This is a genomic window from Rhodococcus sp. NPDC056506, from assembly GCF_042794945.1.
Lineage (GTDB): Bacteria > Actinomycetota > Actinomycetes > Mycobacteriales > Mycobacteriaceae > Rhodococcus_F.
The window spans coordinates 61,060-82,764 of sequence record NZ_JBHTSW010000011.1; the positions used below are offsets into that span (position 1 = coordinate 61,060).

The following is a 21,705-nucleotide window of genomic DNA, read 5'->3' on the forward strand; positions in this document are numbered from 1 at the left end:
GTGAGCGACGGCACCGTACTGGTCATCAATTCCGGCTCGTCATCCATCAAATTTCAACTCGTGCATCCGGATACGGCGGAATCGGTGGCGCACGGTCTCATCGAACGCATCGGCGAACCCGACGGACACATCGTCTACAACCACCGCACCGGAGTCGAAGACCGGAGCCTTCCGATCGCCGATCACCGCGCGGGCCTGAAGATGGTGCTCGACATCGTCGCCGAGGTCGGGCGGCCGCTGAGCGAGGCCGGAATCATCGCAGTCGGTCACCGCGTCGTGCACGGTGGTGACATCTTCTATTCGCCGACGCTCATCGACGACGGCGTCGTGAAAGCCATCGCGGATCTGTCGAACCTTGCGCCGCTGCACAATCCGGCCAACGTGATCGGTATCGAGGTGGCACGCGAAGAACTGCCCGACGTTCCCCACGTAGCCGTCTTCGACACCGCGTTCTTCCATACGCTGCCCGCGGCAGCGTCGACCTACGCGATCGATCGGGACGTGGCCAAGGCCAACCAGATTCGCCGGTACGGCTTCCACGGGACCTCACACGAATACGTGTCGGGCCGCGTCGCGGACTTCCTCGGCAAGGATCCGGCCGAACTGAATCAGATAGTTCTGCACCTCGGAAACGGCGCTTCGGCCTCGGCGATCAAGGGCGGCAAGGCGATCGACACCACGATGGGCCTCACCCCGCTCGAGGGTCTTGTCATGGGCACTCGCAGCGGCGACATCGATCCAGGCATCATCTTGCACCTCAACCGCAACTCGGGAATGAAGGTCGACGAGATCGACGACCTCCTCAACCGTCGTTCCGGTTTGAAGGGACTCTCCGGAGTCAACGATTTCCGCGCTCTGCTCGCACTGATCGAGGGTGGCGACGAAGGCGCACAACTTGCGTACGACGTCTACGTGCATATGCTGCGTAAGTACATCGGTGCCTTCATCGTTCAACTCGGCGGCGTCGACGTCATCACCTTCACCGGCGGCGTCGGGGAGAACAACATCGACGTACGACGCGACAGCCTGGCCGGGCTTTCCCGTCTCGGTATCGAGGTCGACCCGGCTCTCAACGAGGCGAAGAGTCGCAACGAGCGTCGTATCTCCGCGTCGTCCTCGGCCGTCGAGGTACTCGTGGTCCCCACGAACGAGGAGTTGGCGATCGCCCGCGCGGCGAAGGCTTTGGTGGCCGCACTGTAGGTTTCTGCAGCACTGTAAACCTCGGGGCGTCCGTCAGAAATTGCTGCGCGGACGCACCGCATTCGCCCGGTCCACGAGGGCGTAGCGGTGCGTGCGGGAAGTCGTGGCGCGGGCAAGGGCGCGAAGGCAGGCCTCGGCTCCCGTACGCAGACCCTGCTCGGTGAAGGGTAGATCGAGGATGGGTTCGAGTTCGGTGTGCGAGCGGTTGCCGTAGCGAATCCAGTCGAGTGCCGTGCCCAACACCAGCGTTCGCATTTGCAGGCTTCGGCTCTCCTCGGCCGGTAGCGCCCGAACGCGACGGGCGGCTTCCCGCAGAGTCGATTCGTCGAGTTCGGCGATCGGAACGCCGGACAGCATCGTCAACGCGCTCGACATCCGTGCGACGTTGTAGTGCCGGGAGGATGTGGGCACTTCGTCGAGGGCGGCGATGGCGGCCTTCTTGTTGCCGTGATCGGCGAGTTGGCGAGCGAGCCCGAATGCTGCGCTCACGTAGTTCCGTTCGGTCCGCCAGACGGTGCGGTAGTACTTCTCGGAGAAGCGGCACCATTGGTCCGGGTCGTCGCTCTCCCAGTGCTGGAGAATCAGTTCAGCCGTCGCTGCCAACGCCAGCTTGGGGGCAGCCTCGCCGGGCAGTGCGGTGAGAACTGTCTCGAAGTGACTGAAAGCGGGCTCGAATCGGCCTGATTGCAACGCCGCAAGTCCTCGATACCACTCGATCTTCCAGTGGTCCCCGATGTTCTGCTGGAGTTCGCCCAGAACTGTCAGTGCGGTTTCCGGATCACCGAGATCGAGATGAGCCTTGGCCTCGGCCAGTCGAACCTCGCCCGAGAGGGAGGCCGCGGGTGTGCCCGACGTTCGGTCGATTCCGTTCTCACGGGCGTGTTTCAACGCATCGAGGGTCTGCGACGGCTCACTGTGCACGGCCGCTGCGAGCAACGGCGCACTGGGATCGGTGGGGTCCACCAGCGGAATAGGAAGTGCATGCGCGACTTCGCGCGGATCGAGAGCGGCGTCGTGGCTGACTCCGTCGACGTACACATCGGTTTGCCCGACCAATTCGTCAGTGCCGAAAGATGTTCGCTGCCTACTGAACACGAGTGAGAGTCCGGGGTTCTCCTGCCCGGTCTGTTCCGCGAGGATTTCTCGCAGAACGCCGGTGAGCTGGCCCGCGATCTCCTCGGCGGACTGAAATCGCTTCTTCGGGTCCGGGTCGGTGGCGCGCAACAGAAGGCGATGGAAGAACTCGTGGTCTCGGAGCAGTGGCTCGTCCTCGGGTTCGGGGAGGCCGTCGAGATACCGTCCGTGCTTCGAGGGCATGTCGAGGGTGAGAACCGCGAGTGTTCTTCCGACGGTGAAGATGTCGGACGCGATGGTCGGACCGGTCTCGATGATCTCCGGTGCTTGATAACCGGCAGTGCCGTACAGGTATCCGTAGTCTTCGATTCCGGACACGGCGCCGAGGTCGATCAGCTTCAACTGATCCTCTGTGACCATCACGTTCTCGGGTTTGAGGTCGTTGTACGCCAGGCCGGTGGAATGCAGATAGCTCAGCGCCGGAAGGATTTCCAACACGTAGCCGATCGCCTGCTCGATCGGCATGTGCTTGCCGTCCGGGAATTCGGCCAGCACCTCGCGCAACGATCGCCCACCCACGTACTCCATGACGATGTACCCCATGGGTGTCCCGTCCGGGCGCGGATGCTCGACGAAATTGAAGATCTTGACGATGCTGGGGTTGGCGACCTCGGCGAGGAACTGACGCTCGGCCACCGCGACGGCCTGTGCTTCGGAATCACCGAAATGCAAGAGTCCCTTGAGAACAACCCACCTGTCGCTGACATTGCGATCGATCGCGAGGTAGATCCATCCCAGGCCGCCGTGCGCGATCGGTCCCTGGACCTCGTATTGACCCGACACCAGTTCGCCCTCTTCGAGGAGCGGGCGGAAGTCGAAGGTGGAACCGCATTTGGGGCAGGTTCCGTGCTGAGTTGCCTTGGTGCTTGCGCTCTTACGGCCGACCGGCTCGTTGCACTTCCAACAGAAGCGTTTGCGCTCGGGGACCGTCGGGTCACTCATCACCGCGGATGCCGGGTCGATCTGCGGGACGGGGGGAACCTCGACCAGGCCGCCGCCGAGGCGCAGCTTGCGCCCCGACCTGCTGCGGCGGGATCGAGTAGAGCGGCCGGTGGGGGAGGAGGACGCGGACGGCGTGGTTCCCCGTATCTGCGCCGACGTCGGTTCTAGGCGCTCGTAGGCGCCGGTGGCTTCAGGTTCGGGACGCTCGTAGGCGCCGGTGGCTTCGGGCTCGGGACGTAGGGCCGCCTGGGTGGCGTCGGGCTCGGGGCCGGTCTCTTCGGTCATGTCGGCCTCAATCCCGGTAGACGGCCGGCGGGGGACCGGGTGACGGACCGAGGACACTGAGCCAGCGGTCGTAGATGCGGTTCCAGGTCCCGTCGCCCCTGATCCGATCCAGTGTTCCGTTGACGAATCGGACCAGATCGGGGTTGTCCTTGTTGACGCCGATTCCGTAGGGTTCGACGCCCAGTGATCCGCCGACCATCATCAGGTAGGGATCTTGCGAGGCGAGCCCGGCGAGAATCGTGTCGTCGGTGCTGATCGCGTCCACCTGCCCCTGCTGCAGGACGACCAGGCAGTCGGACCACATCGGGACGGTCACGACGGTGGCTTCCGGTTGGAGTTGCTGGATGCGAGTGGCCGACGTCGTTCCCCGGGCAGCGCAGACCCGTTTGCCTGCGAGGTCGTCGATGCCGCGGACGGGAGACCCCTGCAAGACCTGAATTCGTTGTTCAGCGGAGAAGTACTGCGTCGAGAAGTCGACCTTCTCGCGCCGGTCACACGTGATGGTCATGGTTTTGACGACCACGTCGACCATCGATTCCTGCAGCGCAGCGATCCGGTCGTCCGACGTCAGGATCCGATACTCGATCTTCTCCGGGTCGCCGAGCAGATCACGGGCGATCTCGCGGGCGATGTCGACGTCGAAACCTTCGAGGCGTCCGGTGGCCGGATCGCGAAAGCTCATGAGATTGGAGCCGGTGTCCAGGCCCACGATCAGACGTCCGCGCGCTCGGATGGCGTCGAGGCTCGGGGTGGGTGGCCGCGGAGATGCCTCCGCGGGGGTCGGCCGCAGGCTTGCGGTGAGGTTGGTGCACGAGGTGGTGGTCGTCGGCGTCGGACTGGGAGCGATCGTGGCTTCGGCGGGTAGCGGCGGTTCCGTGTACGACGTCACGGCTGCGTTGTTCAGGTCTTCGACTCGTCCCGCACCGCACCCAGCGAGGAGCAGCACGGCCGCCGCGAGCATCGCGATGCACGCAACCGAGTGCTTCCGCTGTAACCCTGTTCTTCCAGTCACTGGTACTCCCGCAGTCGGGGCCAGAATCCGATGAAAATTCCGGCTACACCGAGAACTGCCAATACAGTCATGCCCGGTGCGGAGGCCGCCAACACACGTGAGGCGTACGAGACGTCCGATCGAAGATTTGTACGCGAATCCACGATTCCCTGCCAGAGTTCGTGATCGAGCTTTCCGTACTCCGCGGCCGAATCCTGTTCTCCGGCGCCGATGGTGATGGCTGCGGCGGACGTGAAGTCGCCGTTTCCGAGACGGTCGTACATGCGCGTGTGCGCAGCCACCCACTGCTGGCGCGAGTCGAGTGCGGCGGTCAGCACTTCGCTGTTCACTCGGGCGCGATCATCGTCTTGCAGGCGCTCGAGAATGTCGCGCAAAGCGTCGACCTTGCGGGTGAACGTCACGTTGTCCTCGGCGGTTGAATCCCGCCTCGCCAAGGTGAGAGTTTCGACGGTGCGTGCTTGCTGCGCCATGATTCGTGCTTCGGTCAGTTCGTGCAGTGGCTCGGCGCCCGCGTCGAGAGCGCGCCCGGTTGCCAGCGCGGAGACCAGTCCGACTGTGAGCAGCCACAGCAGCGCTGCCGCGACCGCGAGCGAGGCGAGGATCAACCCGAGATTGAAGCGTCGGCGACTCTTGCGGGAGAAGTACACCTGCACCGCGAGCAACGCACACAGGACAAGGACGAACGCCACGATCGGCCACCACGGTGGAGTCTCGAAATCGCGCTGTACCTGGGAAACCAGAGTCTCCTGCGACGCGTGCAGTTGCTGAGCCATCGGCAGCAGCGAGGTTTGCATCAACTGCGAGGCCTCGCTCAAATACGCTGCCCCGACGGGGTTTCCGACACGATTGTTTGCCCGTGCGGTTTCGACCAGCCCGGTGTAGACGGACAGGTCGGTCGAGATGGTGGTCAACGCGCTGTGGCCGGCGAGATCCGTCGAGTCGAGGCCGGCCGATGCCTGCACAATCTCCGCCGACGCTTCACCGATCGACTGCGTGTATCGGTCACGTACGTCGGCGGGTTCGAGGCCGCCGGAGATGAAGGCAGTGGCCGCGGCGGCGTCTGCCAACGACAGCGCGCTGTAGAGATTCTGGGCAGAGTTGGCGAGAGGTTCGGTTTCGACGAGGAGGAGGTCGAGATTTGCCTGACGGTTCTCGATCGCTGCAGTGGCGAGAAGTCCGGCGATCAGGGTGATCGCGATCAGGATCAGTCCGACGACGGTCAGCCGACCAGGTGTGGACGACATGAATGCCTGGAGTTCGCGCCGCAGAAGTGCCCGCTCGTCCTCCGCCGACACCGTCGTGGCCTCGGAGGGCGGCAGCGACCGGGGTTCGATGGACGGGACGACACGGTCGACCATCGAGCACCTCACTTCGCTGCTGTACGCGGGCTACCGAGAAATGATGTCGCCGAGAAATGATTCAGGGCATCTTCGCGAGCATATAAGCATCACCTACACCTGGAGCAGATTGAAACGGTTAGTGTGGGACAACGGCGAGAGCAGGCGGAGCGAGGTAGTCGATGCGTGGTGACGGTGACGGTTGGTCCATCGGGTCGGACGGTACGCGGCATTGGGGTAAACACGGTGCCGCCGGGCTGCTCTTGCGCGCCCCCGATTCGGACGGATCGCCCATGGTCCTGCTGCAGCATCGTGCGGCGTGGAGCCATCAGGGCGGAACGTGGGCACTGCCCGGCGGAGCGCGGGACTCCCACGAGAGCACGACGCACGCCGCGGTCCGGGAGGCTCACGAAGAAGCAGGTATCGCCGAGGACGCCGTCCGCGTTCGCGGAGAGGTAGTCACCATGCGCGCCGAGAGCGGGTGGACTTACACCACCGTCGTAGCTGACGCGGCGCATCCTCTCTCGACGGTTGCCAACGGTGAGAGCACCGAGTTGCGGTGGGTCCGTGAAGCCGACGTCGACTCGCTGCCACTGCATCCGGGATTCGGTTCCTCGTGGCCCGAACTCCGGACTGCGCCGGTTGTGTCGGTGGACGCCGATCCGCACACCGTCGTGCTCGAGGACGGCGGATTCGGATGGTTGTCGGGTAGTTCCCCCGAAGACAGCGCCCACGAAGACAGCGACCAGAACCTGTCCGAGGCGAGCAGGACGGCGAGCAGTACCCAGTCGTAACAACTCGAGTATTGACAGTTCGTACACAGCAGAAGGGCCGGACTCCTCGGGAGTCCGGCCCTTCTGTGTTTCGGTCGTCGACCGAAACGAGGCTCAGCTGAGCGAGTTCAGCGCCGTGATGAAGCTGACCGCGGTGATACCGAGCTTGAGCAGCTCGCTGATCTTGCCGAGATTCAGGTCTTCGAGCGATTCGGTGCTGAGCGAGCCGGTGTCGAGGGATCCCATTTAGTGCTCCTAGGTTTCAGTTAGTAACTGGGAGTAAACTACAACAAACCGAATGGGATGCGACACGCAATCGAACTAACTGTGATGAAGATCACTTAATCCGACTTTTCGGACATCCAATCGCACCTAGGAACTGGGGATTTGTTGTCTAATTGGACAACTTCCATTCACGTTTCGCGTCAGGCGTGCTGACCCGTAACTGTGTGGGAACGGCCCGGCTAACAGTTGACGGTCGCCAGTTACCGGTTTTCAGTGCCCGGCGACTGCCGCGGCGAGGCGTTGCGCGGCGGCCTGGGGATCCGATGCTTGCGTGATTGCACGCACGACGACGATGCGAGTGGCACCGGCATCGAGAAGCTCGGGCAGGCGTTCCTCGTCGATGCCGCCGATCGCGAACCAGGGTCGCGGCGGTGCGGCGTCGGCAGTCGATCGAACAAGTTCCAGGCCGGAAGCACTTCGATTCGGTTTGGTCGGTGTAGCCCAGACCGGCCCGGTGCAGAAGTAGTCGACGCCCTCTTCGATGGCGGCAAGACTCGCCTGCGCGCGGCTGCTCGTCGAACGGCCGATGACGACGTCTTCGCCGACGACAGTTCGCGCGTAGGGGACGGGGATGTCGTTCTGGCCGAGGTGGAGGATGTCGGCACCGGAAGCCATTGCGAGATCCGCGCGGTCGTTGACGGCCAACAATGCGCCGTGACGCCGCGCTGCAGTTGCGAGAATGCCCAGCGCTACCAGTTCGTCTTTGGCCTCGAGCGGGCCGAACTCGCGCTCACCGGCAGAGCCCTTGTCGCGCAATTGGATGATGTCGACTCCGCCGGACAATGCTGCCTCGGCGAACTGCGCGAGGTCGCCTTTCTCGCGGCGCGCGTCGGTGCACAGGTACAGCCGTGCTGCTGCCAGGCGCTCGCGCCGGTCGATGACGTTACTGGGATGTGTGGGGTGCACGGAGCAAACGGTAGCCTCTAGGGAGCAAGGTTCGACACGGGAGTCCTGAAACGTCGTCGTCACTTTTTGTCGTGACTGCGAGGTTCGTAGGGCTGAGAGGGGATCGCGACCAGATCCCGACCGTCAGACCTGACCCGGATCATGCCGGCGCAGGAAGTGGAGGTGGAGTTTCGTGAATACACACGCTCGTACGGTGTCGGTGGTCGGCGGCGGTGTCATCGGTCTCGCCATAGCGTGGCGCGCAGCCCGCGACGGTTGGACTGTTCGGTTGTACGACCCGTCCATCGGATCAGGGGCTTCGTGGGTGGCGGGCGGAATGCTTGCCCCACTGTCCGAAGGCTGGCCGGGTGAGGAAACAGCGTTGACCGTCGGCGCGGCCTCCCTGGAGCGGTGGCCGACGTTCGGTGAAGAGCTCGGAAAATTCGGTCCCTCGGTCTTCACTGCGGACAGCTCGCTGACGGTCGCTCTCGATGCTGCCGACGCGCAGGACCTGCAGACCATCGCCGAATGGGTGAGCTCGCAGGGCCATGAACTCGAAATCCTCGGTCGCGCCCGCATCCGTGAACTCGAACCGATGCTCGGCCGCGGCATCCGGTCGGGACTCATGGCTGTCGGTGAGTCCGCCGTCGACAACAGACTTCTGCTGGAGGCCTTGCAGAAGGCCTGTGCGGAATCCGGCGTCGAATTGATCGCGCGTGCCGTCGACGACCTTGCCGAACTCGATACCGATCAGATAGTGCTCACCGCCGGTATCGCGTCACCCAAACTGTGGCCCGGACTGCCGGTGCGACCGGTCAAGGGCGAAATCCTTCGCTTGCGCAGTAGGCCGGGAGTCACCCCGGCGCCCAGCCGTACCATCCGTGGCAGCGTCCACGGGCGACCCGCCTACCTCGTCCCGCGCGGCGACGGAATCGTCGTCGGCGCAACACAATACGAGTCCGGCGAGGACACACAGGTCACCATGGCCGGCGTGCGGGACCTGATCAACGACGCCGAGGCCCTGATGCCGGCGATCGGCGAATACGAACTCTACGAATGCGCGGCAGGCCTGCGTCCGATGACGCCGGACAACCTGCCGTTGATCGGGCGCGTGTCCGATCGTGTTGTCGTCTCCACCGGGCACGGCCGCAACGGCGTTCTACTGACGCCCGTCACCGCCGATGCAACGCTCGCGTTGCTGAACGGCACATCTTTGGTCGAGGTAAAAGGAACCGAACCCGAGCGGTTCGCAGCAGCTAAGGAAAATTCATGAGTGAGCAGATCCCGATCGGGATCACCGTCAACGGCGAAGATCTCGAGTTCGATCGAGCAGTCACGGTGACCGAACTACTGACGCACCTCGAGTTGCCCAGCAAGGGCATCGCCGTCGCCGTCGACGGTGCACTGTTTCCGCGCGGGCGTTGGGACGAATCCGTCGGACGTGGTTGGGAAATCGAGATCCTCACGGCGGTGCAGGGTGGCTGAGCAGGATCTTCTCACCATTGCGGGCCGTAGTTTCGGTTCCCGGCTCATCACCGGGACAGGTGGCGCCGCCAACCTCGCGGTGCTCGAAGAAGCTCTGGTGGCCTCGGGCACCGAACTGACCACCGTCGCGATGCGGCGAGTCGACGCGGCCGGCGGCACCGGTGTTCTGGACCTGCTCCGCCGCCTCGGAATCGAACCGCTCCCGAATACCGCCGGTTGTCGCGGCGCCGCCGAAGCGGTCCTGACGGCACAGTTGGCACGCGAAGCGCTAGAGACGAACTGGGTGAAACTCGAAGTCATCGCCGACGAGCGGACGCTGCTGCCCGATGCGATCGAACTGGTCTCCGCCGCAGAACAATTGGTGGACGACGGTTTCACCGTCCTGCCGTACACCACGGACGATCCGGTTCTGGCGCTTCGCCTCGAGGAGGTCGGCTGCGCGGCAGTCATGCCGCTCGGTTCACCCATCGGGACAGGGCTGGGTATCGCGAATCCGCACAACATCGAGATGATCGTCGAGCGCGCCGGTGTGCCCGTCATCCTCGACGCCGGAATCGGAACGGCCAGCGACGCCACGCTTGCCATGGAGTTGGGCTGCGACGCAGTCCTACTTGCGACAGCAGTGACGCGCGCCAAGAATCCCGCACTGATGGCGTCGGCGATGCGGCACGCAGTTGTAGCCGGTTTCGAGGCGCGTCACGCCGGCCGGATTCCCAAGCGGTTCTGGGCCCAAGCATCGTCCTGACGGACCATTTCCGGGTGTTTTCTCAGGGTTATGCCCGGATTGTCCGGCTTCGTGTCCTACCTGAGTACCACTCGGAACTAGACCTGTGGCCGATGTGCTGGTCATTGCCGGTAGGGCAAAGTTCTCCTCATGATTGAACTGAGGGGATTGACCAAGGTTTACGGACCGACGAAAGCGGTGGACGATTTGTCGTTCACGGTCAAGCCGGGCATCGTGACGGGCTTCCTGGGCCCGAACGGTGCAGGTAAGTCGACGACGATGCGGATGATCCTGGGTTTGGATCAGCCGACGTCGGGTGCGGCGTTGATCGACGGCAAGCCGTACCGCGAGCTCAAGACGCCGTTGCGGACGGTGGGCGCGTTGCTGGATGCGAAGTGGGTGCACCCCAATCGCAGTGCGCGGGCGCATCTGCAGTGGATGGCTGCCTCGAACGGGATCCCGAAGTCCCGCGTCGACGAGGTGCTCGGGTTGGTCGGATTGTCCGAGGTGGCGGGCAAGAAGGCCGGCGGGTTCTCGCTCGGTATGTCGCAGCGTCTCGGGTTGGCGGGTGCGTTGTTGGGTGATCCGAAGGTGTTGTTGTTCGACGAGCCGGTCAACGGTCTCGATCCGGAGGGCATCGTCTGGATTCGTAAGTTCATGCAGCGGTTGGCGGCGGAGGGCCGCACCGTGCTGGTGTCGAGTCACCTCCTGTCGGAGATGGCGTTGACGGCGGAGCAGTTGGTGGTGATCGGTCGGGGTCGGTTGATTTCGGATTCGACGGTCGCTGAGTTTGTGGATCGTTCGTCGGAGTCGACGGTGCGCGTGCGTAGTCCTCAGCTCGATGCGTTGCGCAGTGTGTTGCTCTCGCAGGGGTTGACGGTGCGTGAAGACGGTTCCGGTGTTGCGCCGGCATTGGTGGTGGTGGATTCGACCACTGATGTGATCGGTGGTTTGGCTGGTTCGCAGGGAATCGTGTTGTACGAGTTGGCTTCTCAGCAGGGATCGCTCGAGGATGCGTTCATGAAGTTGACCGGAGACGATGTCCAATACCACGCATCCGGTATCGAAGCAGTCCCCGGAACTCAGAACGCAAATACACAGCAGGCTATGGGAGGTGCACTGTAATGGCTGTTCTCAGTGCTGAACGAATCAAGATCACCACGACCAAGTCGCCGCTGTGGTGCTCGGTCATCATCGTCGTGCTCGCTCTCGGCTTCGCGGCCATCATGGGCGCCGTTGCCAAGTCGGCTCTGACGTCTTCGGACGTCCAGGGGGCGCCCGACCTCGACACCGCCGTCGCCACGGCCGGCATCTCGGGTTTCGGAATCATGGTTCTCATGATCATGGCGGCCCTCGCGGTCACCAGTGAGTACCGCTTCGGGACCATCCGCACCACCTTCCAGGCAGTTCCGAACCGCGCCTCGGTTCTGATCGCCAAGGCCGGCTTGATCGGTGCCTTCGGTGCTGTACTGACATTCGTTCTCGCTTTCGGTGCGTACGCCATGGCCAAGGCCATCGCCGGTACCGAGGCGAGCGCCGGGTTGACGTTGTCGAGCGGCAGTGACTGGCGCGCGATCTACGGCATCCCCGTTTACGCGTTCCTGTGCGTGATTCTCGCTGTCGGCGTCGGATCGATCATTCGCCAGTCGGCCGGCGCAATTGCGTTGCTGCTGCTCTGGCCGCTGCTCATCGAGAGCCTGTTCGGACTGTTCGGCAGCTTTGGGGAGAAGATCACCCCATTCCTGCCGTTCGCGAATGCCAACCACTTCCTCAGTGCGAGCAGCGGTGGCGTCGACTTCCACTGGGGACCATGGGGAAGCCTGATCTACTTCGCGGTCTTCGTTCTGGTGATTTTCGGAGCAAGTATCGTCATCGTGAATCGTCGCGACGCCTGATCTTGTCGCTCCCTCGGTAGGTGTTGTCGGGAGACCTACCGAGAACCAGGAGTGACAGCAGAGTAGGGACCCAGTACGAAAAACCATTCGTACTGGGTCCCTTTCCTGTGCTTCGGCCGATATCCTCCGAAGATGAGACTCTTCGGTGTGGTTGTGGTCGCAATGGCTGGAGCACTCGTGGTGAGTGGATGCTCGTCGGGAAGTGAAGCGGCCGTCCCGACAGACCCGGTTGCATTCTCCGAGACCGTCACGGTCGACGCCGTGACCGGGCATCTGGAGCAACTCGAGAAGATCGCCGCTAACAACGACGGCAATCGATCGGCCGGAACCTCCGGTTACGACGCCAGTGTCGACTACGTGGCAAACCTGCTCGAAGACAAGGGTTTCGAGGTCAGCACCCCGGAATTCGATTTCAGCTCCTTCGATCCCGGCACCGAATCCCTGAAAGCCGCTGACGGCTCCGATGTTCCGGTGCGGGCGTTGACGTATTCGACGTCCACGGGACCGACCGGAATCACGGCGCGTCTGGTGGCGATTCCCGCCGACGAGACCCCCGGTTGCGAGGCCACCGACTACGACGGCCGCGACGTGAACGGCGCGATCGTGCTGGTCACCCGTGGAGTGTGCCCGTTCGGCGACAAGCAGAAGATCGCCGCAGAGCGCGGCGCAGCAGCGTTGCTGGTTGCGAACAACGAGGACGCAATGCTGGGCGGGGCTACCTTGGGTGAACCCGAAGACGCCCGCATCCCGACGGGTGGGGTGAGTAAGGCGTCGGGCGAGGCTCTTGCCGCAACTCCCGGAGATCTCACGCTGATTCTCGACACGTCGACGGAAACGACGAAGTCGCGCAATGTGATTGCGCAGACCAAGACCGGCGCGACCGACAACGTGGTTGTCGTGGGCGCCCACCTCGACAGCGTGCCGGAAGGTCCCGGAATCAACGACAACGGAAGCGGTACCGCAGCCGTACTGGAAACCGCGCTGCAGATGGGAAGCTCACCGAGCATCGAAAATGCCGTGCGCTTCGCATTCTGGGGAGCGGAAGAAGTGGGATTGGTCGGCTCCACTCGCTACGTCGAGGGCCTGAGCGATCAGGAACGGGCCGACATCGCCCTGTACCTGAATTTCGACATGCTCGGTTCGCCCAACGCCGGATACCTGGCTTACGACGGCGACAACTCGGATGCCGTGGGGGAGGGGCCCGGGCCCGAGGGCTCGGCAGGCATCGAGCGCACTTTCGTCGATTTTCTCGCCGGGCGGGGGATTGCGGCGGACGGAACGGACTTCGACGGGCGCTCCGACTACGGCCCGTTCATCGAGATCGGAATCCCGGCGGGGGGAGTGTTCAGCGGCGCCGACGAACGCAAGACGCCGGCACAGGCGGAGAAGTGGGGCGGAGAAGCGGAGGAGACCTTCGACCCGAATTACCACAGTGCCCAGGACAACCTCGCGAACATCGATCGCGAAGCGCTCGCTGCCAATGCTTCTGCAGTAGCCTTCGGAGTTGCGACCTATGCCCAGGACTTGAGCGGGCCCAACGGAGTGCCCGTCGGCGATGCCCGGACACAGGCCAGAACCGAATGATCGACTGACCGAATGATCGACTACTCGATTGCGCGAGCGACCAGGAGGCCACTGTGCGAGAACCGCGGCAGCACACTGTCTGTAACTCTGAGTTACGCTTGAGTTATGGCTGATCTGTCCCCGGAGAGCACCGACACGACAGGTGCTTCTTCCTCCTCGGTTCGAGGCGTCGTCGACGTCGTCTTGAACTCTGCGGCAGAACTGAACCGTCGACAGCAGCTCATCGATGCGCTACGGCGGCTCAGGCGGGCATTACCCGGCGATCCCGGGTTCGGGGATCCGCTCTCGCTCGCCGGCCCCGGTGGTGCTCGCGCCGTGGCCCGCGTCGCTGACAGATTGCTCGATCAGAAGCCGGCAGCCACTCGCGAAGTGAGCCTCGGAGCACTGCAGGTATGGCAGGCAGCGCTGGAAAAGATGGGCCGCGGCCGCGGAGATCAAGAACTGACCATCGTCTTCACCGATCTGGTCGGCTTCTCCACGTGGTCGCTCGAAGCCGGTGACGCGGCCACGCTGACCCTTCTGCGTGCGGTGGCGCAGGCCGTGGAAACACCGATCACCGACAACGGCGGGCACGTCGTCAAACGGATGGGCGACGGCCTGATGGCGGTGTTCATTCGCCCGGATGCGGCTTTGAAGGCGGTGTTCACCGCGCAGGACGCGCTCGCGGGAGTCGACCTCGACGGATACGTCCCGCGCATGCGCGTCGGCCTCCACACGGGAACTCCGCGTCAGATCGGCGACGACTGGCTCGGTGTCGACGTAACCATTGCCGCCCGGATGATGGGCTTGGGCGGCGACGGCAACGTCATGATGTCGGCGACAACTCTCGAGGAACTCGAAGCCGGCACCCTCGAGGATCTCGATCTCACGATCCGGCCGTGGCGGCGAGGGTTTTTCGCGACCACGCCCAACGGAGTTCCCGTCGATCTGGGAATCTGGCGCGTACGACGGAACTAGCTAAACCTCGAAAGTTAGACCTGGAGCCGCCAGAGCGGGGACACCGGACCATGGCCCGCGCCCAGGTCGTACGACGCCTCGAGGCACTTGGTCACCCACTCCTTGCCGAATGCCACTGCATCCGGAACGGAATAGCCATGTGCGAGTGCGCAAGTGATGGCAGCAGCCAGTGTGTCACCACCGCCGTGATCGTTGCCGGTGTCGATCCGGGCACTGCTGAATTCGAGGAAACGGTCGCCGTCGAACAGCAGGTCGGTGGACAACTCCGACGTACGAAGGTGACCGCCCTTGACGATGGACCACTGAGCGCCGAGGGCATGCAGCGCTTCTGCCGCCTGGCGGGCGCTCTTGTCGTCGACGACCTCGATGCCGGTGATCAAGCGGACCTCGTCGAGGTTCGGAGTGACCACCGTGGCAGCCGGAATCAAGGTGTTGCGGACCGCGTCGAGCGCTTCTTCGTGCAGCAGCGGATCACCGTGCATCGACGCGCACACCGGGTCGACCACGAGTGGGGTCGGTCGGTCGCGCCCGATCCCCACCTCGGCGGCCACCGCGGCTACCGCTTCGATGATCGTCGTCGATGCCAGCATTCCCGTCTTCGCTGCGCCGACACCGATGTCCGAGACCACGACGCGTACCTGGTCGGCGACGATCTCGGGCGGAATCTCGTGGAAACCGCTGACGCCCACCGAATTCTGGACCGTCACAGCGGCGACGGCCACGCAGGCGTGCACTCCACACATCGCCATCGTGCGGGAATCGGCTTGAATACCGGCTCCACCGCCGGAATCGGTTCCGGCGATGGTCAATGCCCGAATCGGGGTCTGTCCGGCGGGGGTCAGGGGCAGCAGCTTCACGACGACGAGCCTACCGATCGGACCTGGGGAAACGGCAGCTCGGTCCACCCCTTGCATGAACGACCGCACGAACGACCGCACGAACTGCGATTGCCATCCGGTCGCTTCCGGTGCAAAAATTGGTCGAATCCGGGACAGCGTCGTCGGCAGCTGATTCTATGAGTGGCATGGATCACAGTTATGGAGAGCGTGCGAACGCAGCTGTCGCCGATCGCGCAGGTGCACATCGTGCCGTGGAGGTCGCCGCAATGAACGACATCGAAAATTCGAAAACCGGAACCTCACCGGAAGTGACGCTCGTGGACAATCCGTCGCACGAACGATTCGAACTGCTCTCCGGCGACGAGTTGGTCGGCATCCTCGGGTACCGCGACGAGGACGAGATTCTGGGCAGCGGAGCCGAAGCCGGCGACGTGGTCGCGTACATGCACACCGTGGTCAAGGAAGAGTACGGCGGGCAGGGGCTGGCAGCGGTACTCGTGCAGTTCGCGATGGACTGTGCCCGTGACCGTGAATGGTCGGTACGGCCCGTGTGCACCTACGTTCAGCGGTACCTCGGCGAGCATCCCGAGTATCTGGAACTGCTCGTCGAAGACTGACCGCCGGCAACTACGAACAGACGATCAGGCTCCGAGATCGACGCTTACCCAAGATTTACGATCACCGGAGCGTGATCGCTGGCGCCCTTGCCTTTTCGCTCGTTCCGATCGATCTCGGCCGCCTCGACGCGCGCTGCGAATGCCGGTGAACCGAGGATGAAGTCGATTCGCATTCCCTGCTTCTTCGGGAAGCGAAGCTGCGTGTAATCCCAGTACGTGTACACACCGGGGCCGGGGGTGTACGGGCGGACGACGTCCGCGAACCCGGATTCGGTGAACGCCGTGAAGGCCGCTCGCTCCGGCTCCGACGTGTGGGTCTTGCCCTCGAAGAATGCGGGATCCCACACGTCGTCGTCCGTGGGAGCGACGTTCCAGTCGCCGACCAGGGCGATCTGCGCGTCGGGATCCTGCTTGAGCCAGCCCTCCGCGTCGTCGCGCAGCTTGGCCAGCCAATCCAGCTTGTAGGCGTAATGCGGGTCTTCGAGCTCACGGCCGTTGGGGACGTACAGGCTCCACACCCGCACACCGCCGCAGGTCGCACCGATCGCACGTGCCTCGCGGACCGGATCGGCCTCCGGGTCCTTGTCGAAGCCGGGCTGATCCTCGAAGCCGATCTGCACGTCTTCCAGGCCGACGCGGGAAGCGATCGCGACACCGTTCCACTGGCTCAACCCGACGTGGGCGACCTCGTAGCCGATCTCCTTGAAACGCTCGTACGGAAACTGCTCGTCCTTGCACTTGGTTTCCTGCATTGCCAGGACGTCGACGTCGGATCGACCGAGCCAGTCGATGATCCGGTCGGTACGGGCACGGACGGAGTTGACGTTCCAAGTAGCGATGCGCACGAGGGCAAGCCTAGCGTCAGCCGCCGACAGGATCGGTGGCGTATCGGTAGCGGTGGTGTTCGACGAACCCGAGCCGCTCGTAGAGCGCGATCGCCGCGGAGTTCCCGGCCGAAACCTGAAGGTACGCGTGCGTCGCACCGTTCTCGCGACCCCAGGAGAGTAGATCCCCGCAGATCAGCGACCCGATTCCGTGACGACGGTGTTCAGGGGCGACGTGAATGCCGGTCAGCCCTACCCAGCGTCTGTGGTCGGGTGCCTCGGTGAGCGCAGCGCGCCCGATGGCAAGCGTGGTGTCTGTGTTTCCGATCGCGCCGAAAGTTGCAGTGCCCACGACAGCCGTGAGGACCGCCTCGACGTACGCCGGGTTGCCGTGGGCGTCGTACATCGACAGCCAGTTGTGGTCGGGGCGGTCGGCGAACGAGGTGACCGGAGGACCGAGCGGCAGCGTGACATTGCCCAGATCGGCGGCCATCACGATGGTTTCCTTCTCGCTGGTCCACCCGTCCGGAGCGGTGCCGAGTCGATCGGGGAGGAGCAGCAGGGTCGGCAGTCCGCGGTCACCGAACCACTGGCGTATCCGCTCGATGGTGCTCGCGTCGAAGCCGGCAACCGCCCCCGCACCGCCGAGCGGCAAAGCGGAATTGGCGCGACCGGTGACACCGTGACCGGCGCGCAGCAACCAACCGTCGATCCACGCCTGCTCGACCCCCGGCCACGCCGCCGCAGCAGCCGTTTCGAGGTTTCGAATCTCGCCGATGCGAATCGGGCGGGCCGAGAGACTCTTGAGCGCGATCACCTGATCGGCGGAGACCTGGACCAGCCGACCGTCGCCGGCGCGGACGGCGATGGGATCGGCGCCCTCGAGGATGCCGATGACGTCGGTCATGGGATGCGAATAGCCGGGTGGGAGCTTGTATCGCAAAACCACCCGGCTACCGATCGAAAGGTTGCCGTTCAGAGCAGAATTCTCAGTCTTCGTAATCGTCGTCGTCGTGACCGAACGGATCGTCGACGGTCCCCGGCGTCCACGTCAGACCGGGCTTGCCCCAACCGGAACGCTTGATGATCTTCTTGGCGGCGCGCGCGTTGCGGCCGATCAGCACGTCCGTGTAAAGGAAGCCGTCGAGATGGCCCGTCTCGTGTTGGAGCATCCGTGCGAAGAATCCGGTGCCCTCGACCTCGATCGGGTTGCCGTCGGCGTCGGTGCCGGTGACCTTCGCCCAATCGGCGCGGCCCGTCGGGAACTGCTCGCCGGGGACGGACAGGCAACCCTCGAAGTCTTCGTCCGGGTCGGGCATCGTCTGGGGGATTTCGGAGGTCTCGAGTACCGGATTGACGACGACACCGCGTCGACGCTCGCTGGTGCGGTCGTCACCGGGGCAGTCGTAGACGAAGACTCGGAGTGAAACACCGACCTGATTGGCCGCCAGACCGACGCCGTTGGCGGCGTCCATCGTCTCGTACATGTCTGCGATCAGTTCGGCGATCTCGGCCGGGGACTGAGTGACCGGCTCTGTCGCCTTGTGCAGTACCGGGTCGCCGACGATTCGGATGGGGAGGATAGCCATGCGGACAAGGATAGTGCGGCGCGCCCGCGTAGTTATCACGGCCCGCACACTCGATCATGGTTCAATGGTTGCTGAAGAACAGCGATGTAATTCGTTGCTCGGTCGGAACGTGGGCCGCGGGGGGAAATTGTGAGTTACCTTCGGGCCAGGGGACCGGGAAACTCACGGCCGCGAGAATTCGGTCGGAAAAAGAACACCGGGCATACGAGTCTCGCTGACGCCGAGCACAGCAGTCGAGGAGTGACATGGACGGCGCAACCGCGCGTAGTCGGAACCAGTCCGAAGGCACTGGCGCCGACGATTCGGTAGTAGATACAGCAGGCATGCACGAGGTCGGCGACGACGGCCTCACCCGCCGGGAACACGACATCCTCTCCTTCGAGCGCCAGTGGTGGAAGTACGCCGGTGCGAAGGAAGAGGCCATCAAGGAGTTGTTCGACATGTCGGCAACCCGCTACTACCAGGTTCTCAATGCCTTGGTCGATCGCCCCGAATCCTTGGCGGCTGATCCCATGCTGGTCAAGCGCTTGCGTCGTCTGCGTGCCAGCCGTCAGAAGGCCAGGGCCGCCCGTCGCCTCGGCTTCGAGGTCACCTGAATCACGCGCACATATGAGCGGGCTGTCCACGTACTGGCGATAAGGTCGACATCGTGAGTACCCCGAAAGAGCAGCCGTCCGGACCTCCGCTTCGCGCAATCGCCATGGTGTTGATCGCTCTCGCGATCGTGTTCATCGGTCTCGGAGCAGCCTCTCTCGGTGGATCGGGCGACGGTGGATCGGGCGACGAGAACACTGCAGCAGAGCAGACCGAATCTTCGGCGCCTGCCACGACGAGTGCTCCCGCGGCGGCCCCTGCCACCTCCAAGCCGGCAGCGACGACGCAACCCGCTTCGGGCGATACCACCACCACGTCGCGACCTTCGGGAACTGCGACGACTACGACTTCCAGCTCCGCGAGCGGCACCGACACGTCGAATGTCAGCGTGCGAGTTCTCAACAACAGCACCGTCTCCGGTCTGGCAGCAGGCACTGCCGAGGAGTTGACGGCAGCAGGTTGGAACGTCGAGGAGACGGGTAACTACAGCGAGGGCACCGTCAGTACGACGACGGTGTACTACGGATCGTCCGCGGCGGAGAAGGCAGCGGCGCAGAAGATCGCAGCTGAACTCGGAGTCACCGCAGAACCTCGATTCGCCGGCATCGCGAACGCGTCACCTGGCGTGATCGTGATCGTGACCTCCAACTGACCGGTCGTGAAGGTGGAACTGACCCGTCGGTTCCAGCTACTACACACGCCGTTATGATCAGAAGCACTTTCTCGCCACCTCAAAGGAGCGGTTCGATGGCCCCCAGCAGCACCCGGCGTATGTCCTGGCGCGTCGTTGCCCCTGTAGTCGCGATTGCCGCTTTCGGCTTGACCGCTTGCAGTAACAGCGAAGAGCCCAGCAGCGTCCCCGGCACGACTCCTCCGGTGTGGACCGGTGCAGCCGATCCCAGCGCGCACGAAAGCGCGGGCGGCCACGGTTCCGAGACGGCTCACGCCGGCGCGTCTGCCGAGACGGTCACCGCAACGCTGAACGGCACCGACGGCGCCAAGGTCGGAACGGTCACGTTCGCGCAGGAAGGTAGCGACGTCAAGGTCACCCTCGACGCCAAGGGCCTGACCCCCGGATTCCACGGATTCCACGTTCACCAGGTTGCCAAGTGCGAGACCAATTCCGTAGCTCCCAGCGGCGGAGAGCCGGGTAACTTCCTCTCGGCAGGCGGACACTTCCAGGCCGAGGGCCACACGGGCCATCCGGCCAGCGGCGACCTCACTTCAGTTCAGGTCCTCGAAGACGGCACTGCCACGCTGGTCACCACGACAGACGCATTCACCGTCGACGAACTGATCGCGAACGGCGGAACTTCCGTCATGATCCATGCCGGTGCGGACAACTTCGGCAACATCCCGACGCGTTACGCGCCGGCACCGGATCAGCAGACCCTCGACACCGGTGACGCAGGCGGACGCGTTGCTTGCGGTGTCATCACCAAGAGCTGAACAACTCACCTGAGTTTTGCATCACTTCCGGCGACTACCACGCAGTAGCCAGCACGGTGTTTTTACCGACACTGTGATTGGATTCTCTGCGTGGTAGTTCCATTTCCAGGTTCGCCGCGCCCGACGCTGGGCGTGGAGTGGGAGATCGCGCTGGTCGATCGCAAGACCAGAGATCTCTCCAATACAGCAGCCGAGGTGTTTTCGGCGGTCGAAGAGCTTGCCGGCTCCGAGACCCCGCACATCACCAAGGAACTACTGCGAAATACCGTCGAACTCGTCACGGGTATTCACTCGACGGTCGGCGAGGCGATGAGTGATCTCGACAGGTCACTGGATCTGCTGCGTCGCGCGGCGAATCCGCTCGGCGTCGACCTCATCAGTGCGGGCACGCACCCGTTCGCGCAATGGTCGACGCAGTTGGTCACGCGGACGCCCGACTACGACGAACTCATCGAACGCACGCAGTGGTGGGGCCGGCAGATGCTGATCTGGGGCGTGCACGTTCACGTGGGTGTCTCGTCCGCGGACCGCGTGTTCCCCATCATCAACGCACTGCTGCAGCGCTATCCGCACCTGCTGGCACTGTCGGCTTCCTCGCCGATGTGGGCCGGTGTGGATACGGGATATGCGTCCAATCGCGCATTGATGTTCCAGCAGCTGCCCACCGCAGGCCTTCCGTACCAGTTCGAGAACTGGGCCGAATACGAGTCGTTCATCGACGACCAGATGAAGACCGGTGTGATCACCAAGATCGGTGGCATGCACTGGGACATCCGCCCCGCACCGAAGTGGGGAACCATCGAGGTCCGGGTGTTCGACGGCGTCTCGACGCGCGCAGAACTGGGCGCACTGGTTGCTCTGGTCCACTGCCTCATCGTCGACCTGGATCGAAGACTGACCGCCGGTGAGACTCTGCCGAACATGCAGCCGTGGCACGTCAAGGAAAACAAGTGGCGCGCAGCGAGATACGGACTGGACGCCGAGATCATCCTCGACTCCGACGCGAACGAGTGCCTCGTCACTGACGATCTGGATCGCCTGCTCGACGACTTGGCGCCGATTGCGGTCTCACTCGGGTGCGCGGACGAGTTGGCGTCGGTAGCGGACATTCCCCGTCGGGGCGCGTCCTACCAGCGTCAACGCCGTGTTGCGGAAGCGACGGGCGGCGATCTGGTTGCGGTCGTCGACGCCCTGGTCGCAGAGTTGGGCACCTAGCAAGCTCAAGGCTCGAAGGGCTGTTTCGCGCGCTGGAAATCCGGGCATACCAACCGTTTGTCCAGTGGGTGTCCATATTC

At 63.8% G+C, this 21,705-nt stretch carries 23 protein-coding genes and 1 riboswitch; of the genes, 14 read left to right on the forward strand and 9 right to left on the reverse strand.

The window, feature by feature from the left end:
- Positions 1-1,200 (forward strand): acetate kinase, encoded by a 1,200-nt coding sequence (locus ACFQ6H_RS12410; protein WP_378646327.1) that lies wholly within the window; start codon positions 1-3, stop codon positions 1,198-1,200.
- 33 nt (positions 1,201-1,233) lie between these two features.
- On the opposite strand, the gene ACFQ6H_RS12415 is transcribed toward ACFQ6H_RS12410, so the two are convergent.
- Genes ACFQ6H_RS12415 through ACFQ6H_RS12425 form a run of 3 tightly spaced genes read right to left on the reverse strand, consistent with a single transcriptional unit; the run spans position 1,234 to position 5,931 of the window.
- Positions 1,234-3,561, reverse strand: a complete 2,328-nt coding sequence (locus ACFQ6H_RS12415) for a tetratricopeptide repeat protein (protein ID WP_378646329.1) — start codon at positions 3,559-3,561, stop codon at positions 1,234-1,236.
- A gap of 7 nt (positions 3,562-3,568) precedes the next feature.
- The gene (locus ACFQ6H_RS12420; protein ID WP_378646395.1) at positions 3,569-4,522 is read right to left on the reverse strand and encodes a glutamate ABC transporter substrate-binding protein; all 954 of its coding nucleotides are present in this window, start codon (positions 4,520-4,522) and stop codon (positions 3,569-3,571) included.
- A gap of 47 nt (positions 4,523-4,569) precedes the next feature.
- Positions 4,570-5,931, reverse strand: a complete 1,362-nt coding sequence (locus ACFQ6H_RS12425) for a hypothetical protein (RefSeq protein WP_378548981.1) — start codon at positions 5,929-5,931, stop codon at positions 4,570-4,572.
- 161 nt (positions 5,932-6,092) lie between these two features.
- On the opposite strand from ACFQ6H_RS12425, the gene ACFQ6H_RS12430 reads away from it, so the two are divergent.
- Positions 6,093-6,704 carry an NUDIX domain-containing protein gene (locus ACFQ6H_RS12430; protein WP_378537315.1) on the forward strand — a complete coding sequence of 204 codons (612 nt, stop codon included), beginning with the start codon at positions 6,093-6,095 and terminating at the stop codon, positions 6,702-6,704.
- A 93-nt stretch (positions 6,705-6,797) separates the two neighbouring features.
- Here the strand turns inward: ACFQ6H_RS12430 and ACFQ6H_RS12435 are convergent, their stop codons facing one another.
- Together ACFQ6H_RS12435 and thiE are read right to left on the reverse strand one after the other, a co-directional pair.
- On the reverse strand, positions 6,798-6,929 hold the full coding sequence (locus ACFQ6H_RS12435) for a hypothetical protein (RefSeq protein ID WP_003944354.1): 132 nt from the start codon (positions 6,927-6,929) through the stop codon (positions 6,798-6,800).
- A gap of 249 nt (positions 6,930-7,178) precedes the next feature.
- Complete coding sequence (thiE, locus tag ACFQ6H_RS12440) at positions 7,179-7,874, reverse strand: thiamine phosphate synthase (RefSeq protein WP_378646331.1); 696 nt, start codon at positions 7,872-7,874, stop codon at positions 7,179-7,181.
- 26 nt (positions 7,875-7,900) lie between these two features.
- A riboswitch (TPP riboswitch) is annotated at positions 7,901-8,047 on the forward strand.
- Between thiE and thiO the strand changes: the two genes are divergently transcribed.
- The 7 genes from thiO to ACFQ6H_RS12475 all read left to right on the forward strand — a co-directional run bounded on the left by thiO (position 8,047) and on the right by ACFQ6H_RS12475 (position 14,498).
- Positions 8,047-9,126: a glycine oxidase ThiO gene (gene thiO / locus ACFQ6H_RS12445; protein ID WP_378646333.1), complete on the forward strand. Its 1,080-nt coding sequence runs from the start codon at positions 8,047-8,049 to the stop codon at positions 9,124-9,126. Its footprint overlaps the riboswitch before it by 1 nt.
- Positions 9,123-9,338, forward strand: a complete 216-nt coding sequence (thiS, locus tag ACFQ6H_RS12450; RefSeq protein WP_378447028.1) for a sulfur carrier protein ThiS — start codon at positions 9,123-9,125, stop codon at positions 9,336-9,338. The genes thiO and thiS overlap by 4 nt, the downstream gene beginning before the upstream one ends.
- Positions 9,331-10,083 (forward strand): thiazole synthase, encoded by a 753-nt coding sequence (locus ACFQ6H_RS12455; protein WP_007726857.1) that lies wholly within the window; start codon positions 9,331-9,333, stop codon positions 10,081-10,083. The genes thiS and ACFQ6H_RS12455 overlap by 8 nt, the downstream gene beginning before the upstream one ends.
- Before the next feature lie 129 nt (positions 10,084-10,212).
- Complete coding sequence (locus tag ACFQ6H_RS12460; protein WP_378646335.1) at positions 10,213-11,187, forward strand: ABC transporter ATP-binding protein; 975 nt, start codon at positions 10,213-10,215, stop codon at positions 11,185-11,187.
- Positions 11,187-11,957 carry an ABC transporter permease gene (locus ACFQ6H_RS12465; RefSeq protein ID WP_378646337.1) on the forward strand — a complete coding sequence of 257 codons (771 nt, stop codon included), beginning with the start codon at positions 11,187-11,189 and terminating at the stop codon, positions 11,955-11,957. The genes ACFQ6H_RS12460 and ACFQ6H_RS12465 overlap by 1 nt, the downstream gene beginning before the upstream one ends.
- A gap of 132 nt (positions 11,958-12,089) precedes the next feature.
- Positions 12,090-13,541, forward strand: a complete 1,452-nt coding sequence (locus ACFQ6H_RS12470; RefSeq protein ID WP_378646339.1) for a M20/M25/M40 family metallo-hydrolase — start codon at positions 12,090-12,092, stop codon at positions 13,539-13,541.
- Between the two features lie 105 nt (positions 13,542-13,646).
- Positions 13,647-14,498 (forward strand): adenylate/guanylate cyclase domain-containing protein, encoded by an 852-nt coding sequence (locus tag ACFQ6H_RS12475; RefSeq protein WP_378646341.1) that lies wholly within the window; start codon positions 13,647-13,649, stop codon positions 14,496-14,498.
- A gap of 14 nt (positions 14,499-14,512) precedes the next feature.
- On the opposite strand, the gene thiD is transcribed toward ACFQ6H_RS12475, so the two are convergent.
- Positions 14,513-15,355, reverse strand: a complete 843-nt coding sequence (thiD, locus tag ACFQ6H_RS12480; RefSeq protein ID WP_378646344.1) for a bifunctional hydroxymethylpyrimidine kinase/phosphomethylpyrimidine kinase — start codon at positions 15,353-15,355, stop codon at positions 14,513-14,515.
- A 167-nt stretch (positions 15,356-15,522) separates the two neighbouring features.
- Here thiD and ACFQ6H_RS12485 point away from each other — a divergent pair, with 167 nt between their 5' ends.
- The gene (locus ACFQ6H_RS12485) at positions 15,523-15,954 is read left to right on the forward strand and encodes a GNAT family N-acetyltransferase (protein WP_317552580.1); all 432 of its coding nucleotides are present in this window, start codon (positions 15,523-15,525) and stop codon (positions 15,952-15,954) included.
- A gap of 44 nt (positions 15,955-15,998) precedes the next feature.
- Here ACFQ6H_RS12485 and ACFQ6H_RS12490 read toward each other — a convergent pair whose 3' ends face one another.
- The 3 genes from ACFQ6H_RS12490 to ACFQ6H_RS12500 are packed head-to-tail and all read right to left on the reverse strand — an operon-like array spanning position 15,999 to position 18,367.
- The gene (locus ACFQ6H_RS12490; RefSeq protein ID WP_054186900.1) at positions 15,999-16,799 is read right to left on the reverse strand and encodes an exodeoxyribonuclease III; all 801 of its coding nucleotides are present in this window, start codon (positions 16,797-16,799) and stop codon (positions 15,999-16,001) included.
- Between the two features lie 16 nt (positions 16,800-16,815).
- A complete protein-coding gene (locus ACFQ6H_RS12495; protein WP_378646346.1) occupies positions 16,816-17,727 on the reverse strand; it encodes a GNAT family N-acetyltransferase in 912 nt (303 codons plus the stop codon).
- 40 nt (positions 17,728-17,767) lie between these two features.
- Complete coding sequence (locus ACFQ6H_RS12500; RefSeq protein ID WP_230816827.1) at positions 17,768-18,367, reverse strand: peptide deformylase; 600 nt, start codon at positions 18,365-18,367, stop codon at positions 17,768-17,770.
- Positions 18,368-18,612: 245 nt separating this feature from the next.
- Here ACFQ6H_RS12500 and ACFQ6H_RS12505 point away from each other — a divergent pair, with 245 nt between their 5' ends.
- The 4 genes from ACFQ6H_RS12505 to ACFQ6H_RS12520 all read left to right on the forward strand — a co-directional run bounded on the left by ACFQ6H_RS12505 (position 18,613) and on the right by ACFQ6H_RS12520 (position 21,625).
- The gene (locus tag ACFQ6H_RS12505) at positions 18,613-18,963 is read left to right on the forward strand and encodes a DUF3263 domain-containing protein (RefSeq protein WP_378447035.1); all 351 of its coding nucleotides are present in this window, start codon (positions 18,613-18,615) and stop codon (positions 18,961-18,963) included.
- 53 nt (positions 18,964-19,016) lie between these two features.
- Positions 19,017-19,613 (forward strand): LytR C-terminal domain-containing protein, encoded by a 597-nt coding sequence (locus ACFQ6H_RS12510; RefSeq protein ID WP_317825021.1) that lies wholly within the window; start codon positions 19,017-19,019, stop codon positions 19,611-19,613.
- A gap of 95 nt (positions 19,614-19,708) precedes the next feature.
- On the forward strand, positions 19,709-20,410 hold the full coding sequence (locus tag ACFQ6H_RS12515; protein WP_378537338.1) for a superoxide dismutase family protein: 702 nt from the start codon (positions 19,709-19,711) through the stop codon (positions 20,408-20,410).
- Between the two features lie 90 nt (positions 20,411-20,500).
- Positions 20,501-21,625 (forward strand): glutamate--cysteine ligase, encoded by a 1,125-nt coding sequence (locus ACFQ6H_RS12520; protein WP_378537341.1) that lies wholly within the window; start codon positions 20,501-20,503, stop codon positions 21,623-21,625.
- Positions 21,626-21,705: the final 80 nt, after the last annotated feature.